Annotated in this window: 16 protein-coding genes and 1 pseudogene; 12 read left to right on the top strand and 5 right to left on the bottom strand. The window is 42.7% G+C overall.

The genetic code is table 11. The features are described 5' to 3' along the window. Positions 1-96 precede the first annotated feature (96 nt). Entirely contained in the window at positions 97-1,605 is a 1,509-nt protein-coding gene (gene atpD / locus EQY75_RS11880) for a F0F1 ATP synthase subunit beta (protein ID WP_129606138.1), read from the top strand. Positions 1,606-1,649: 44 nt separating this feature from the next. Next, on the top strand, positions 1,650-1,928 hold the full coding sequence (locus tag EQY75_RS11875; protein WP_129606136.1) for a F0F1 ATP synthase subunit delta/epsilon: 279 nt from the start codon (positions 1,650-1,652) through the stop codon (positions 1,926-1,928). A gap of 8 nt (positions 1,929-1,936) precedes the next feature. Here the strand turns inward: EQY75_RS11875 and EQY75_RS11870 are convergent, their stop codons facing one another. Next, positions 1,937-2,476 carry a GNAT family N-acetyltransferase gene (locus EQY75_RS11870; protein ID WP_246019882.1) on the bottom strand — a complete coding sequence of 180 codons (540 nt, stop codon included), beginning with the start codon at positions 2,474-2,476 and terminating at the stop codon, positions 1,937-1,939. 62 nt (positions 2,477-2,538) lie between these two features. Here EQY75_RS11870 and EQY75_RS11865 point away from each other — a divergent pair, with 62 nt between their 5' ends. From EQY75_RS11865 to bioD, 3 genes are read left to right on the top strand one after another with little or no spacing between them, the layout of a single operon-like run. Next, the gene (locus tag EQY75_RS11865) at positions 2,539-3,714 is read left to right on the top strand and encodes an aminotransferase class I/II-fold pyridoxal phosphate-dependent enzyme (RefSeq protein WP_129606134.1); all 1,176 of its coding nucleotides are present in this window, start codon (positions 2,539-2,541) and stop codon (positions 3,712-3,714) included. Then, positions 3,686-4,090 carry a putative signal transducing protein gene (locus tag EQY75_RS11860; protein ID WP_129606132.1) on the top strand — a complete coding sequence of 135 codons (405 nt, stop codon included), beginning with the start codon at positions 3,686-3,688 and terminating at the stop codon, positions 4,088-4,090. The genes EQY75_RS11865 and EQY75_RS11860 overlap by 29 nt, the downstream gene beginning before the upstream one ends. A gap of 3 nt (positions 4,091-4,093) precedes the next feature. Beyond that, positions 4,094-4,711: a dethiobiotin synthase gene (bioD, locus tag EQY75_RS11855; protein WP_129606130.1), complete on the top strand. Its 618-nt coding sequence runs from the start codon at positions 4,094-4,096 to the stop codon at positions 4,709-4,711. 161 nt (positions 4,712-4,872) lie between these two features. On the opposite strand, the gene EQY75_RS11850 is transcribed toward bioD, so the two are convergent. Then, positions 4,873-6,186 carry an ArnT family glycosyltransferase gene (locus EQY75_RS11850; protein WP_129606128.1) on the bottom strand — a complete coding sequence of 438 codons (1,314 nt, stop codon included), beginning with the start codon at positions 6,184-6,186 and terminating at the stop codon, positions 4,873-4,875. 62 nt (positions 6,187-6,248) lie between these two features. On the opposite strand from EQY75_RS11850, the pseudogene bioA reads away from it, so the two are divergent. The 5 genes and pseudogenes from bioA to EQY75_RS11830 all read left to right on the top strand — a co-directional run bounded on the left by bioA (position 6,249) and on the right by EQY75_RS11830 (position 10,904). After that, positions 6,249-7,519 (top strand): annotated as a pseudogene (gene bioA / locus EQY75_RS11845) (adenosylmethionine--8-amino-7-oxononanoate transaminase). A gap of 86 nt (positions 7,520-7,605) precedes the next feature. After that, positions 7,606-8,202: a beta-ketoacyl synthase N-terminal-like domain-containing protein gene (locus EQY75_RS14510; protein ID WP_342774000.1), complete on the top strand. Its 597-nt coding sequence runs from the start codon at positions 7,606-7,608 to the stop codon at positions 8,200-8,202. Further along, a complete protein-coding gene (locus tag EQY75_RS14505) occupies positions 8,121-8,777 on the top strand; it encodes a hypothetical protein (RefSeq protein ID WP_342773999.1) in 657 nt (218 codons plus the stop codon). The genes EQY75_RS14510 and EQY75_RS14505 overlap by 82 nt, the downstream gene beginning before the upstream one ends. A gap of 76 nt (positions 8,778-8,853) precedes the next feature. Next, positions 8,854-9,948 (top strand): biotin synthase BioB, encoded by a 1,095-nt coding sequence (gene bioB / locus EQY75_RS11835; protein WP_129606126.1) that lies wholly within the window; start codon positions 8,854-8,856, stop codon positions 9,946-9,948. Between the two features lie 86 nt (positions 9,949-10,034). Further along, positions 10,035-10,904: a cupin-like domain-containing protein gene (locus tag EQY75_RS11830; protein WP_129606124.1), complete on the top strand. Its 870-nt coding sequence runs from the start codon at positions 10,035-10,037 to the stop codon at positions 10,902-10,904. A gap of 8 nt (positions 10,905-10,912) precedes the next feature. Here EQY75_RS11830 and EQY75_RS11825 read toward each other — a convergent pair whose 3' ends face one another. The 3 genes from EQY75_RS11825 to EQY75_RS11815 all read right to left on the bottom strand — a co-directional run bounded on the left by EQY75_RS11825 (position 10,913) and on the right by EQY75_RS11815 (position 13,529). Next, positions 10,913-11,392, bottom strand: a complete 480-nt coding sequence (locus EQY75_RS11825) for a regulatory protein RecX (protein ID WP_129606122.1) — start codon at positions 11,390-11,392, stop codon at positions 10,913-10,915. Positions 11,393-11,442: 50 nt separating this feature from the next. Beyond that, positions 11,443-12,990, bottom strand: a complete 1,548-nt coding sequence (locus EQY75_RS11820) for an Rne/Rng family ribonuclease (RefSeq protein ID WP_129606120.1) — start codon at positions 12,988-12,990, stop codon at positions 11,443-11,445. A gap of 248 nt (positions 12,991-13,238) precedes the next feature. After that, a complete protein-coding gene (locus EQY75_RS11815) occupies positions 13,239-13,529 on the bottom strand; it encodes an HU family DNA-binding protein (protein ID WP_129606118.1) in 291 nt (96 codons plus the stop codon). 120 nt (positions 13,530-13,649) lie between these two features. On the opposite strand from EQY75_RS11815, the gene mutY reads away from it, so the two are divergent. Both mutY and EQY75_RS11805 read left to right on the top strand, forming a co-directional pair. Continuing rightward, entirely contained in the window at positions 13,650-14,693 is a 1,044-nt protein-coding gene (mutY, locus tag EQY75_RS11810; protein WP_129606116.1) for an A/G-specific adenine glycosylase, read from the top strand. 14 nt (positions 14,694-14,707) lie between these two features. Next, complete coding sequence (locus EQY75_RS11805) at positions 14,708-15,178, top strand: single-stranded DNA-binding protein (RefSeq protein ID WP_129606114.1); 471 nt, start codon at positions 14,708-14,710, stop codon at positions 15,176-15,178. Positions 15,179-15,181: the final 3 nt, after the last annotated feature.

Below are 15,181 nucleotides of genomic sequence, written 5' to 3'. Positions count from 1 at the left end.
AATCGAATAACATATCTTTGCAGCCGGAAAAAAGACGCCATTACACCTTTGAGATGGCCTTTTTGATTTCCTCTAATTGAATAAAAAATTTGAAGAATGGCTAAAGTAACTGGCAAAGTTTCTCAGATCATCGGCCCGGTGATCGACGTAGAGTTCGCATCCGGATCGGATCTTCCAAGAATCTACGATTCTCTTGAAATAAAGAAAAGTGACGGAACACTCCTCGTCCTTGAAGTTCAATCTCATATCGGCGAGAACAGTGTGCGTTCGATCTCAATGGATTCTACCGATGGTTTGAGTAGGGGTGTTGAAGTTGTCTCTACCGGAAAAGCCATTCAGATGCCTGTAGGAGAAGATATCTACGGTCGATTGTTCAATGTGATCGGGGATGCCATTGATGGATTGGGAGACCTTCCTAAGGAAGGGAAGAATGGCCTGCCCATTCACAGGGAAGCTCCTAAGTTTGAAGATTTATCTACCTCTACAGAGGTTCTCTTTACCGGGATTAAAGTAATCGACCTGATTGAGCCCTATGCCAAAGGAGGAAAGATCGGTTTGTTTGGTGGTGCAGGAGTTGGTAAGACAGTTCTTATTCAGGAATTGATCAACAACATCGCAAAAGGTCACGGTGGATTATCCGTGTTTGCGGGAGTAGGAGAAAGAACCAGGGAAGGAAATGACCTCCTCAGGGAAATGCTGGAATCAGGAATTATAAAATACGGAGACGACTTCCTTCATTCTATGGAAGAAGGTGGCTGGGACCTGTCCAAGGTAGACAAAAAAGCGATGAAGGAGTCCAAGGCGACATTCGTTTTCGGACAGATGAACGAACCCCCGGGAGCACGTGCTCGTGTAGCCCTTTCCGGACTTACCATTGCGGAATACTTCCGTGACGGTGCTGGTGATGGCCAGGGGAAAGACGTTCTCTTTTTCGTAGATAACATCTTCCGTTTTACTCAGGCGGGATCAGAGGTATCGGCCCTTCTTGGACGTATGCCTTCAGCGGTGGGATATCAGCCTACGCTGGCTACTGAGATGGGAGCTATGCAGGAGAGAATTACCTCTACTAAAACAGGCTCTATTACTTCTGTACAGGCGGTATATGTACCTGCGGATGACTTAACAGACCCGGCCCCTGCAACAACCTTTGCTCACCTCGATGCAACAACGGTACTTTCTCGTAAAATTGCCGAACTAGGGATTTACCCTGCAGTGGATCCACTGGATTCCACTTCCCGTATCCTTACAGCTGAAATCCTCGGGAAAGAGCACTACGCATGTGCGCAGCGTGTTAAGGAGCTATTGCAGAGATATAAAGAACTTCAGGATATTATTGCCATTCTAGGTATGGAAGAACTTTCTGAAGAAGATAAGCTGGCTGTGGGTAGAGCACGACGTGTACAACGTTTCCTTTCTCAGCCCTTCCACGTGGCTGAACAGTTTACCGGAATCCCTGGGGTACTCGTTGACATCAAAGACACGATCAAAGGCTTTAATATGATTATGGATGGAGAACTCGATCACCTTCCGGAATCTGCCTTTAACTTAAAAGGAACCATAGAAGAGGCTATTGAAGCCGGTGAGAAAATGCTGGCAGAAGCTTAGTCAGATCATTTCACTACTTAGAAAGAGCCTAATAAAGTTAAAAGATGCATTTAGAAATCGTATCACCGGAAGCCACTTTGTTTGAAGGAGAGGTTAATTCTGTTACCGTTCCCGGATTGAATGGAGAATTTCAGGTACTGGATAATCACGCCCCCATAGTTTCTCTTTTGCAGGAAGGACAGGTTAAAATTGGAGGTGAAATCAGTATTTCGGAGGAGCATCAGGCTAAATTCTCCAAAAATCCCGAAGGGAAAATGATTTTGCCTATCAGTAGTGGGACTATGGAAATGAATGATAATAAAGTGATCGTTCTGGTTGATTAATCACATATTTATAAAACTATAAGATACCAATCCCTTCCATCGGATTGGTATTTTTTTATCACCCTGAATCCGACAGCAAGGTGGGCCTTCAGAGAACGGGTATTCCGGCCGTCAACTTCTGTGATTATTAAATCACAATATGAGCTTGTCTCCTCCTTCATCTTCAGGTATAAACCCCTGAAAACCCCTTTTCCTCGATATTCCTTATCGACACAAATTTGTCCCATAACCATAAAGGAATCAATGCCGGATTGCGCTTCTATTTCCTTAAACATTGAGAATAAAACAGGTATTTCGGACTTAAAATCGGGATGCATGCAAAGGGCATAACCGATAACACGATCTCCGTTGCTGGCGACAATATGCGGACAAACATCATTCATCTTCTTTAACAGCTCGAAATTGTGTTTCACGGTTAAAAAACCATCACGTCTCATAGCCTCCTCCGATAGGTTCGCAGGCAAATTTTGCTCTTGCAATTCCAGAATGTCTTGCAGGTCCTTATCTGAAAAAGCCACACCGTAATTCACCGACATTGTACTACTCAATTTAAAAAGTTGGATACGCTTATTAAGATAACACTTATTCAACTAAGTACTACCTTTGTGATATGGCCAATTTGCCCAAAAAATTAAAGCAGAAATTACAGCAACGGCTGGATGACGACATTATTAGGAGTCTGAGCACAACCAGGGGAAGTGTAGATTTTGTTTCTAATGACTATCTGGGTTTAGCAAAGGACAATGAGACATTCAGAGCTGCTATTGATCTGCTTGAAGCAAGAGGTGAGATGGGGAACGGATCCACGGGATCGAGGCTTCTTTCTGGTAACAATGAGTTATTTGAGGACACTGAAAATTACCTCGCTGAGTATTACGGCGAAGAAGCAGCATTGATCTTTAATTCGGGTTACGACGCAAATCTGGGTTTATTTTCATCGGTTCCCCAAAGGGGAGATCTCATTCTATTCGATGAATATATCCATGCCAGTATGCGCGATGGTATTCGAATGGGTTTAGCCAGGAGCATAAAATTTACACATAACGATCTTAATGAGCTCCGGGATATTCTTCAAAGAGAAAGGGAGAATATTACTCAGGATGCTCAGTGCTATATCGTTACAGAAGCTGTCTTTTCCATGGATGGAGTCCAACCCGAGCTTAAAACGCTTTTGTCGCTATGTGGTGAATTTCAGTGCAAACTGATTCTGGACGAGGCTCATGCCATAAGGGGTATAGATAAAACACTGTCCGACTTAAAAGGGAGTGAATACCTGCCTCAATGCGTTTTTGCCAGGATAGTCACTTTTGGAAAGGCAATTGGAGTTCAGGGCGCCGCAATCCTCGGAAGCAATGATCTTAAAAATTATCTGCTTAATTATGCCAGGAGCTTTATCTACACTACAGCCCTTCCTCCAATGACGGTGGCTTCAATTCTCTGTATTTACCAGAAATTGGACTCCGAAGACATACAACGAAGAAAATCGAAATTACGGTCTAATATTGCTCTATTCCAAGGTGAGACTGAAAAGAGAGAATTGGGTGAATTGTTTATCAAGAGTAATTCTGCGATTCATTCCTGCATAATCCCGGGGAATAATCGAGTTAAAAAAGTGGCGCAAACTTTGATCCAAAAAGGATATGATCTCAGACCTATTTTAGCTCCTACAGTACCCGTGGGAAAAGAGAGGATCAGGATTTGTTTGCATAGTTTCAATACTGAGGACGAAATAAAAGAAGTATTAAGTATATTGGCTTATGCAATCGAAGAAAAAATCCACTCCTGAAAAATTCTACACCCTGGGGGCATTTGAATTTCCTGCAGACGTGCAGGTAATCAAAGGTCGCTTGGAATCCGAAGGAATTTATGTTTATCTAAAGGACGAAAACTTCCTCAACACCGATCCCTTGGTTAGTCAGGCCATCGGTGGCGTAAAACTTCAGGTGTATACCAGGGATAAGGATAAGGCTTTAAAGATCTATGACGAATACAGACGATATGCTCAGGACGATAACGGCGACCCCATCGTTTGTCCGAATTGCAAAGCCAGTCGATCTGAGGTCTACTACACCAGAAAAGGATATCTCAACAAACTCTTTCCTTTCTTTGAAAAGAGAAAATACAAGTGCCTTGCCTGCGGTATGATCACCCAACCCCAGTAAAGAGTGAAAAGAATTTTTGTAACAGGAATTTCAACCGAAGTTGGAAAGACCATGGCTTCTGCGATTATCGTTGAAGCCCTGGAATCTGATTATTGGAAGCCGATACAGGCAGGAGATCTGGAGTATTCTGATAGCGATAAAATAAGAGAGCTGATTAGCAATAAGAGAACCGTTATTCACAAAAACAGTTATGCCCTTAGCAGTCCCATGAGTCCGCATGCCGCTGCTGATATTGATGGTATTCAAATTAGGAAGGACTGGATTTCAGAACCTCAGACTGAAAATCACCTGGTGATCGAAGGAGCCGGGGGTATCCTTGTTCCTATAAATGCCTCCGAAACTATTCTCGACCTCATTAAACCTGAATACAAGGTGATTGTCGTTTCCCGGCATTACTTAGGAAGCATCAATCATTCCTTGCTCACTATTGAAACATTAAAAGCCCGGGGACTTGAGGTATCTGTCATATTCAGCGGAGAGGAACATCCGACCACGGAAAAGATCATTCTTTCTAAAACAGGGGTAACATTTATCGGGCGAATTTCAGAGGAAGAAAAATTTGATAAAAAAGTGGTTCAAAAGTATGCCAGTGAATTCAGGGATCGCTTAAGGAGCATTTAGGCGGGAAAAAATTTCAGCCCTCCCGGAAGTTCCTTCCAGTTGATAATATTTAGACAGATATTTCCTTACGTATTGGTCTTCTGCTTCGTACTCCTTATCAAATACACTTTTCTCTTTTCGAGTAATCACCGTCTTAGGCTGCAGAGTGTCTAGGAGGTAAGTCAATTCTGAAATTGCACTCTTTCTTGGATTGTCAAAATAGGGGTAAAGTGCCGGTCTGCAAATATTACTGGGATGTGTTGCCGCTTTGGAGGGGGATTGGCATTTAGTAGCCAATATCCGATATGGTATTCAAAAAAAAGTACCTCGTCTTGATTGAGCTTATTCTTTTTGATAAAGCTAGGAACCGTAAAACCTTCCCCATTGTAAAATGTGCCGTAAGCTATTTTATTTTTCAAGACATTATGGTATTCTAGATAGGATTCAACAGGCAATAGAAAAGTCAGTACCAGCACCAAAGGAAAATATTTGGGCTTGCCTTTTACTGTCTTACAAAGTACGATTCCCGTCAGGATTAATAACATAGGATATAACTGCATCAGGTAATGCCCGTTTACCCTGCCTATTTTAATAAAGGAAAAGACAATGCCTAGGGTTACGATCATTAGTAACTGAATTTCCCTGTTTTTAAAGTCGATCCACCGCTTTTTCCAACTTAAAAAACCGAGCAGGAAAAGGATGCCACACAGCGGCAACACATTCAACACAGAATTCTGTTGATCACTGGAATAGGCCAGTGGTGCAAGGATCACCGAATCAATCCAGACTTCAGAAATTCCGGCAATGGCATATGGAAGGCAGGTCGCAGCCATCACAAGGAGTATTCCGCCAGCTAATAGACATAATTTATAGATCCCCGGGCGAATTCGTTTTTTTAGAATGGCATCGGTAAGGATAAATATACCAATGCCCATAACTCCATAAGCCAGATTGAGTTTCATCATCAGGGAAATACCCATGAGAATCCCCGCGAGAAGATAATATCTGAACTTCTTGAATTTAATCAGGAGATAGAGGCCGGGAATAAAAAAAAGCATACTAAGGTGCTCAGACATCACCCCCTGCACGCTCCCGAAAAGGCTCAGCAGATATACACATCCAATGGCCGACCAAAAAGCTGTTCGGGGAGAGTGTGCTTCTTTCCCGATTTTAAAAGTAAAGAAGGCGATTCCTGCCACGGCCAGTGCCCCAAATAATCTGATCGCAATAAAACTTTTGCCAAAAATGTAAATAATGGCTGCAAAAAACAGGAAAACCAACGGGGGTTTAAGATCCCATAATTGGGTGTAGGGCAGGTGTCCGTCAACCCAGGACTGCGCCATCAAAATAAAAGTGCTTTCATCGCGATCAACATAATCCCGAAAAAAGAAGGGAAGCCTAATAAGGATGGAGATAAGAGTTAATCCCAGAAATACTTTCCCATTTTTTAATTTTTCGTACTCAGGAATAAGAGATGTTATAACTTTGTGCGGCATAGTTCTGGGGATCTTCCCTCAATGCAAGATAGATAATTAGACGTTGCCCAAAAATTTAAACCTTGGAGAAACTTACGGAGAGAGATAAAAGGCACCTCTGGCATCCTTTAACTCAGCATAAAACCCACAAGGGAATGCTTGGGATCACAAAGGCAAGAGGAGCAGTGCTCATTGATGAAGAAGGAAGAGAATACATCGATGCTATAGCCTCATGGTATACGGCCATGTACGGGCATTGTAACCCTGATATTACCGGCCCTGTAGCTAAGCAAATGAGTGAATTGGATCAGGTGATATTCAGTGGCTTAACCCACGAACCGGCGATTGCACTTTCTGAGGCCTTAATGGAGATACTCCCCTCGAACCAGGAAAAACTTTTCTTTTCTGACAATGGTTCAACGGCAGTGGAAATCGGAATTAAAATGGCCCTGCAGTACTTTCATAACAAGGGTCATAGGCGAAACGTCATGCTTGCCTTTGAGGAAGGTTTTCACGGAGACACTTTTGGGGCTATGTCAGTATCCGGACTATCATCATACAACGGTCCTTTTGAAGATCATTTTATACAGGTAGAGCGGATTGAGGTCCCTACCGAGGATAATATTGATAAGATCCTGTCTGGACTTAAAAAACGACTCGAAAAAGAGGATATCGCAGGTTTTGTCTACGAGCCCCTGGTGCAGGGCGCTGCAGCCATGAAGATGCACAAGCCCGAACACCTCAACCGGATTTTAGATGTTTTAAAGTCGCACAAGGTGATCACCATTGCCGATGAGGTGATGACTGGATTTGGTAAGACAGGGAGTTATTTTGCATCAGATCAGCTGAGCATAAAGCCTGATATTATCTGCCTTTCCAAAGCATTAACGGCAGGATTGCTTCCTATGGCTATTACGAGTTGCTCAAAAGAAATTTACGACGCATTTTATGACGATGAGATTGCCAAGGGTTCTTTCACGGGCATACGTATACGGCCAATCCTTTGGCTTGCACCGCTGCACTATCGGCTCTAAACCTATTGCAGACTGATGAAATGCAGGGGAATATCAGTCGGATCACTAACAGGCATCAGCAATTTAATGAGACTGTTAAAGACCATCCGAAAGTATCAGAAACCCGGCAGATAGGTGTAATATTCGCCCTTGACCTTAAGATAGAAATGTCAAGATACGGGACCTTAAGAGACCGTCTCTATAACCATTTCATGGAGAACGGAGTGTTTTTACGCCCCCTGGGGAAGACTATTTATATTTTGCCCCCCTACGTAATCAGCGACACCCAGCTAGATAAAGTATATCGGGCTTTGACCGAAGCACTGGATCTGGATTTATAAATCGGTAAATCAAAAGAATCTCAAGAAGGAGAAATTCAGGCATTTATAAAGACAGAAGAGATAAGTATCTTATTTTAGCCACCCTAATGAATTCATTAAACACCCCAATTTCTTTGCTTGCCATTCAATCTCTATCTGCCCTTGGAAGTGGGGAAGGTGAAGTATGGTCAACTTACAATTCACAGCAACACAGCCTGAAAAAACGATCGTTTAATGGTTCGGACACCTTTGTGGCACCACTGTCCGAAAACTACACGAAATCAATAGAGGAATTAAGGGATTCGGAATCCCGGTATAATCGTCTGGACGATACTGTATTATTTGCCATGTATGTTTGCAGGAAGGCGGTGCAGGCTGCTTCCTGGGGAGAAGAGAAAGCCATTGGAATAAATATGGGTTCTTCCAGGGGAGCTACAGGTATATTTGAAACAAGACATAAGGAATTTGTAACATCAGGGAAGACATCGCCTACCACCTCACCTTTGACAACACTGGGAAATATTTCTTCATGGATTGCGCATGACCTGGGTAGTACAGGACCGGATATATCACATTCTATCACATGTTCTACGGCATTGCACGCCGTTCTTAACGGAGTTGCATGGTTGCAAAGTGGTATGGCAGATCGATTTCTGGTGGGGGAAGCGAGGCACCGCTTACCCCTTTTACCCTTGCACAGATGAAGGCCCTTAAGATCTATTCTGAGGGTTCAGGCCCTTATCCATGCAGAGCATTGGATCTGGAGAAAACGAGTAATAGTATGGTTTTAGGTGAAGGTGCGGCAGCTGCTTGCCTTCAGCTAGGTGTTTTTCCCGAAAGTCTTGCGATTATAGAAGGAGTTGGGTATGCCACTGAAATCCTGGAACATTCTGTCTCCATTTCTGCCAATGCAGATTGTTTTCAGAAATCAATGAGGATGGCCCTTGGGGATCTTTCAGTTTCTGATGTGGACGTCATTGTGATGCACGCCCCGGGAACGCTGCAGGGAGATCTGTCAGAATACAGGGCTGTTGAAAGCCTGTTTGGCGATACCATACCCCTTCTCACTTCCAATAAATGGCAAACAGGGCATACTTTTGGGGCTTCAGGCATGTTGAGTATGGAAATGGCTGCCCTGATGTTACGGCATCAGGTATTCATTCCCCTTCCGTATTCGGGAGAAGTGCCGCAGGCGAGAAAACTCGAAAGGATTCTTGTGAACGCAGTTGGCTTTGGAGGAAATGCCGTCAGTATTTTGTTAAGGCACCCTCGGCTTTAAACAAATGAAATAATTGGGGAATAGCACAGGAATTTCTCAGGATTATCTATTTTTGAGAACGACATAAAATGATCTGATGAAAGAGATAAAGCACAATTGGACCAAAGAAGAGATTCTCGATATTCACAATACACCTTTGATGGAATTGCTCTACAGGGCAGCTAGTGTTCATCGGGAATACCACGACCCCAATAAAGTTCAGGTCTCAACTTTACTCTCTATAAAAACCGGGGGTTGTCCCGAAGATTGTGGTTATTGCCCTCAGGCAGCGCGATACCACACCGATATAGAAGGGAACGACTTGATGAGTGTGTCTCAGGTAAAGGCCCAGGCCAAGCGGGCTAAAGCTTCAGGGAGCTCAAGAGTTTGTATGGGAGCTGCATGGAGGAATGTAAAAGACGGGCCTGAGTTTGAGCAGGTATTGGAAATGGTTCGCACCATTAACAAACTCGATATGGAAGTGTGTTGTACCCTGGGAATGATCACTGAAAACCAGGCAAAACGATTAGCTGAGGCCGGTTTGTATGCGTATAACCACAATCTCGATACTTCAGAAGATTATTACAAGGATGTTATCTCTACCAGAGCATTTCAGGATAGGCTTGATACTATTGAGAACGTCAGGAAGAGTAATGTTACGGTATGCAGTGGTGGAATCATCGGAATGGGAGAAAAACTGGAAGACAGAGCCGGCATGTTGGTGGCACTGGCAACTTTAGACCCGCAGCCCGAATCGGTTCCTATCAATGCCTTGGTCGCTGTGGAAGGAACCCCTATGGAGGAGATGGAACCTGTTCCTATTTGGGATATGATAAGGATGGTGGCAACTGCGCGTATCGTTATGCCTAAGACCCAGGTAAGGCTTTCTGCAGGCAGAACGGAAATGAGTAAGGAAGGACAGGCCATGTGTTTCTTTGCCGGAGCAAACTCCATTTTTGCGGGAGACAAACTGCTCACAACACCCAATCCTGATGTCAATGAGGATATGGAGATGTTCCGTTTATTGGGATTAAAACCCCAGCATGCCTTTGAGAAATTGCCGCAACCTAAAACGGTGGAACAAGCCGAATCCCAGTATGAAGCCAAAGGAGAAAAACCAAAATGGACAAGACCCGGCCACCAGATCGAGCGAAACGAGATGGCTAAACTCAAAGCCAAATCTCAGTCGTAATAAGTTTGGTTCTTGCCTGCATTGCGACAAAACCGATAAATAAAATCGGTTTATTAACTTTATCTTATTGAATAATCAGGCTCGTATTGAAATTAACAGAGATACCCAGGGTTGGATCAATAACCAAAGATCAGTTTTTAAAGGACTATTTGCGTCCTCAAAAACCTGTCGTTATCGAAAACTATATTCACGACTGGCCTGCATATACAAAATGGGATTTTGAGTATATCCGTAAAGTGGCAGGGGATAAAACAGTTCCTCTCTATGATGACAGACCAGTAGACTACAAGGAAGGTTTTAACGAACCTCATGCTAGGATGAAGATGAAAGACTACATTGATCTTCTTCTCAAAGAACCAACCAAGTACCGCATCTTCCTCTGGAACGTAATGAAAGAAGTTCCTGAGCTGCAGAGGGATTTTAAATTTCCGGATTTTGGCATTCCATTGATGAAAGGTCTGCCTATGTTATTTTTTGGAGGCAGGGACTCTTACACTTTTATGCATTACGACATAGACCTGGCCAACATATTCCATTTTCATTTTGCCGGGAAAAAGGAATGTATCCTCTTTCCCCAGAGTGAGAGTAAGTTTTTATACAAGATTCCCCATTCCCTCATCACCCACGAGTCGATCGATTTTTCAAATCCGGATTTTGATAAATGGCCTGCCCTCAAACACGCCTCCGGATATAAAACCAGTTTAAATCACGGCGACGTCCTTTATATGCCTGAAGGATATTGGCATTATATGAAGTACATCACGCCCGGTTTTTCAATGAGTTTAAGGTCGGTAGCCAGGAATCCACTGCACCTCAGTAAGGCTTTTTACAATGTACTATTTATGAGGTACTTTGATAATGGTATGCGAAGATGGAAGGGGAAAAAATGGATCGACTGGAAAAATAAAAAGGCGATTGAGCGCACGGAAAAACACCTCAAAGAACAAATGAGTTGAGATTGGGATTATTTTTTATTTACGAGTCGGTTGATCTGCTCGTAGACCAGATCACTCTCCCACCCCCTGTATAATAAATAATCTCCTAGTTTCTTTTTCTGTTGCCAGGGATTGAGGCCTTTCAATTGCTTAAATCTCTTTTTTGCCAGGCTTTCTAAAGTATCAGAATACGCAGGTTCTTCCAATTCCCTCAGAGCAATGTTAATAATTGTAGGTGAGATATTTCTTTTTTTTAATTCGAGGCTGATGCGATTACGCCCCCAGCTTTTGATCCTGAATTTGCCTCTGGCAAAGGATCTGGCAAAGCGTTCTTCATTGAGGTAATTCTCTGAAATAAGGTGACCCATGATCTGGTCAATGGCTTCAGGGATCATGTGCATTTCCCTGAGTTTTTGCACTACCTCCTGATGGCACCTCTCCTGGTAGGCACAATAGTGTTCAATTTTACGAGTGGCTTCAGTGAGGGTATAGGCCTTTCTTTTCAGCATAAACCAAAGGTACTAAAACAAAAAAAGCGGCTTCTGCTGAAGCCGCTTCTTTATATGATGTCTTTCCCATCTTTATCTTTAAAATGGTACTCGAGATAGGTGTATGCGTCCCTTGGCTGGATTTTGATCCATTTTCTGTGTTCCAAAAACCATTTGGACCTTATTGAGGGAAAACCCTTTGTTAAATACGCCGCAATAAAAGGATGTGTATTGAGCACGATTCCTTTGTCTTTTGGGGTATTTTTTAAGAGGTGTTCCAGGTCGACGTTGATTTTTTCAATCAACACAATGGGAGCTTCTACTTCCTGACTACTACCACTGGGGTTTATCTCAGTGGTCTTTATATTTACTTCCGGCCTTACCCTTTGTCTCGTAATCTGTACGAGGCCAAATTTACTGGGGGGCAGGATTTTATGCTTAGCGCGGTCGTCTTTCATCTCATTTCTAAGATGATCGAACAGTTTTTTTCTATGAGCAGGCTTAATCATGTCAATAAAATCGACAACGATTATACCTCCCATATCCCGCAGGCGTAATTGCCGGGCTATTTCTGTAGCCGCAAGCATGTTCACCTCTAGCGCAGTATCTTCCTGATTGTTGGCTTTATTGGACCTGTTACCGCTATTGACATCAATAACGTGCAGGGCCTCAGTGTGCTCAATAACCAAATAGGCACCTTTGCTCATAGACGCTGTGCGCCCGAAAGAGGTTTTTATTTGTCTCTCAATCCCGAATTTTTCAAATATCGGAACCGATGAACTGTACAACTTTACTATGGATTCTTTATCGGGTGCAATCTCATGCACATAATCCTTAAGTTGGGTAAAAAGCGTTTCATCATCTACATGAATACCGGTAAAGGTGTCATTGAAAACGTCCCTTAAAATAGAAGAGGCTCTGTTAACCTCTACCAGGACCTTAGATGGGGTGCGTGCTTTATACAATTTCTTACACATTGCTGTCCACTTGGCCAGCAAATTTTGAAGATCTTTGTCTAGTTCTGCGACTTTTTTGCCTTCTGCAACGGTTCTGATAATAACGCCAAATCCTTTGGGCTTAATACTTTTAACCAGTCTTTTTAGCCTGTCTTTCTCCTCGTTACTCTCTATTTTTTGAGAAACCGAAACTCGGTCGGAGAATGGGACCATAACCAAATAACGTCCGGCTATGGATAGCTCGGAACTAATTCGGGGTCCTTTGGTGGATATGGGTTCTTTAACGATCTGAACCAACAGAGATTGATTTGCTTTCACCACGTGATTTATGGTTCCGTGCTTATCAATATCTTTTTCGAATGGAAAATTCTTGAGGGAATAATCTTTGAGTTTCCCGGTACTCACTTTCTTTACAAACTTCAACATCGATGCCAGCTGCGGTCCCAGGTCATGATAATGCAAGAATGCATCTTTTTCATAACCCACGTTTACAAAAGCGGCATTCAGACCCGTTACAGGTTTCCTGATCTTAGCGAGGAGGATATCCCCGACATTAAAATTATGATCGTTTTCGTCTTTGTGAAGTTCAATGAGTTTTCCATCTTTTAATAAGGCAAAATCGACGGCAACAGAATTGGATCTTACGATTAATTCTCTATTCACCTGAATCAATTTATATCCCACATTTTGCGGGATGGATTAAACATTAGTTGTTACAGGTTGTGTTAACCCGTCGAAATCCTTTTGAGAATTTCTATGTCAATGAACGTATTAAAATGAAAAAGTAGTTATTGCAACTACTTCTTCTTGTGGCGGTTGGCTCTTCTGCGTTTTTTTCGCTTGTGAGTAGCCACCTTATGTCTTTTTCTTTTTTTACCACTCGGCATAAAACTCTGCTTTTATTTCGGTTATTATTTTACTTCAACGTTACTCTTTACTCCTTCAACAAAAACCTTGGCGGGTTTGAATGCCGGAATGTTGTGAGCAGGTATTTTGATTGTTGTATTCTTAGAAATATTCCTGCCTGTCTTTTCTGCACGTGTTTTGATAATAAAACTGCCAAAACCTCTCAGGTACACATTGTCTCCGTTTTCAAGAGATGATTTTACTTCCTCCATAAAGGTTTCAACCGTGGCTTGCACATCACCTTTTTCAATTCCCAGTTTCTCTGAGATCTTAGATACGATATCTGCTTTCGTCATGTTTATGTTTACTTAAACTGTTATTTTTCAGGCTTGCAAATATATAAATATTATTCATTCTTTTATCCTAATCAACTAATTTTAAGTCTTTAAAAGCGTACTTTCGGTCACTTTTTCTGTATGAGCAATTTTTCTAAAACCCTTCTCGACTGGTATTCAAAAAATAAGAGAGAACTTCCCTGGAGAGAAACCAAGGACCCTTACAGCATATGGCTATCTGAGATCATCCTGCAACAAACCCGGATAGCACAAGGATTACCCTATTACAAAAAATTTATTTCTCACTATCCGAGTGTTTTTGAATTAGCTGAAGCTGATGAACAGGAAATCTTACGCCTTTGGCAGGGTCTGGGATACTATTCGAGGGCTCGCAATATGCATGCAGCGGCTAAAACCATTGTCCGGGACTATAAAGGCAAGTTTCCGCAATCCTATGACGAGATCATCAAACTCAAGGGGATAGGAGATTATACCGCCAGTGCAATAGCTTCCATATGCTTCGGAGAACCAACAGCAGTTGTAGACGGGAATGTTTACCGAGTGTTAGCCCGTAATTTTGGAATCGACCTGCCCATCAATAGTACTGATGGAATAAAATATTTTAAAAAATTGGCTACAGAAGTCAAGGATGAATCCCGGATTGCAGATTACAACCAGGCCATCATGGAATTTGGGGCTCTTCAATGCAAGCCAAAAAGCCCTGATTGCCCTGGCTGTCCTTTAAATACTGGATGTATTGCCTTCGAAGAAAACAGAGTATCAAAACTCCCGGTGAAGCTCAAAAAAGGGAAGGTGAAGATCCGACATTTTAATTATCTCGTTTTTTTGGATAACAAGGGAAATACCCTCCTCAACAAACGTTTGGGTAAAGGAATTTGGCAGCACCTGTACGAATTTCCAATGATTGAAACTGATAGATTACTCGAACCTGATGAAGTCTATGCATCCCTTGCGCAGGAGAATAAAAACCCCAAAGACATTGTGCTCTGGCAGGAAGAACCGGTAGTTCATAAATTGTCCCACCAACATTTGGTTACAAGGTTTTTAATAGTGGAGATGGAAGAGCAATTCGACGAAGGCATACCCATGGAAAATGTGGAAGATTATCCTACCCCTGTATTGGTCTCAGAATTCCTAGATACATTTAAAAATTCGTACTTTTGACCTAAATAAGAGACATGAGCGGAACATTGAATAAAGTAATGCTGATCGGGCATTTAGGGGACGAGGTTAAACTTCATTATTTTGAAGGCGGAAACTGTATAGGAAGATTCCCAATTGCCACGAACGAATCCTATACTAATAAGCAGACCGGCGAGAAAGTCACTACCACTGAATGGCACAATATTGTTGTTCGAAATAAGGCCGCAGAGATCTGTGAGAAATACCTGAACAAAGGAGATAAAATCTATGTAGAAGGAAGATTAAAGACCAGACAATGGCAAGGGGAAGACGGAGTTACTAAATACACTACGGAGATTCATGTTCAGGACTTTACTTTCCTTACCAGCAAACAAGAAAGCATGTCCGGAGGGCAGCAGGCCCCTTCAGGAAATCCCGCAGCAAGCGCCAAAGCGCCCAAGGCAGAAAAACCTGAACCCACCGGGACCATGGCGACCTCCGAACAGGACGACGACTTGCCCTTTTGATCT

Origin of the sequence: Muriicola soli (assembly GCF_004139715.1) — a bacterium.
In the GTDB taxonomy this organism is placed as follows: domain Bacteria; phylum Bacteroidota; class Bacteroidia; order Flavobacteriales; family Flavobacteriaceae; genus Muriicola; species Muriicola soli.
This window is presented reverse-complemented; position numbering and strand designations above follow the sequence as displayed.

Coding starts and splice junctions, on each gene's coding strand:
- atpD (WP_129606138.1), top strand. CDS start 97: ATGGCTAAAGTAACTGGCAAAGTTTCTCAGATCATCGGCCCGGTGATC.
- EQY75_RS11875 (WP_129606136.1), top strand. CDS start 1,650: ATGCATTTAGAAATCGTATCACCGGAAGCCACTTTGTTTGAAGGAGAG.
- EQY75_RS11865 (WP_129606134.1), top strand. CDS start 2,539: ATGGCCAATTTGCCCAAAAAATTAAAGCAGAAATTACAGCAACGGCTG.
- EQY75_RS11860 (WP_129606132.1), top strand. CDS start 3,686: ATGCAATCGAAGAAAAAATCCACTCCTGAAAAATTCTACACCCTGGGG.
- EQY75_RS11850 (WP_129606128.1), bottom strand. CDS start 6,186: ATGCCGCACAAAGTTATAACATCTCTTATTCCTGAGTACGAAAAATTA.
- EQY75_RS14510 (WP_342774000.1), top strand. CDS start 7,606: ATGAATTCATTAAACACCCCAATTTCTTTGCTTGCCATTCAATCTCTA.
- EQY75_RS14505 (WP_342773999.1), top strand. CDS start 8,121: ATGGTTGCAAAGTGGTATGGCAGATCGATTTCTGGTGGGGGAAGCGAG.
- bioB (WP_129606126.1), top strand. CDS start 8,854: ATGAAAGAGATAAAGCACAATTGGACCAAAGAAGAGATTCTCGATATT.
- EQY75_RS11825 (WP_129606122.1), bottom strand. CDS start 11,392: ATGCTGAAAAGAAAGGCCTATACCCTCACTGAAGCCACTCGTAAAATT.
- EQY75_RS11815 (WP_129606118.1), bottom strand. CDS start 13,529: ATGACGAAAGCAGATATCGTATCTAAGATCTCAGAGAAACTGGGAATT.
- mutY (WP_129606116.1), top strand. CDS start 13,650: ATGAGCAATTTTTCTAAAACCCTTCTCGACTGGTATTCAAAAAATAAG.
- EQY75_RS11805 (WP_129606114.1), top strand. CDS start 14,708: ATGAGCGGAACATTGAATAAAGTAATGCTGATCGGGCATTTAGGGGAC.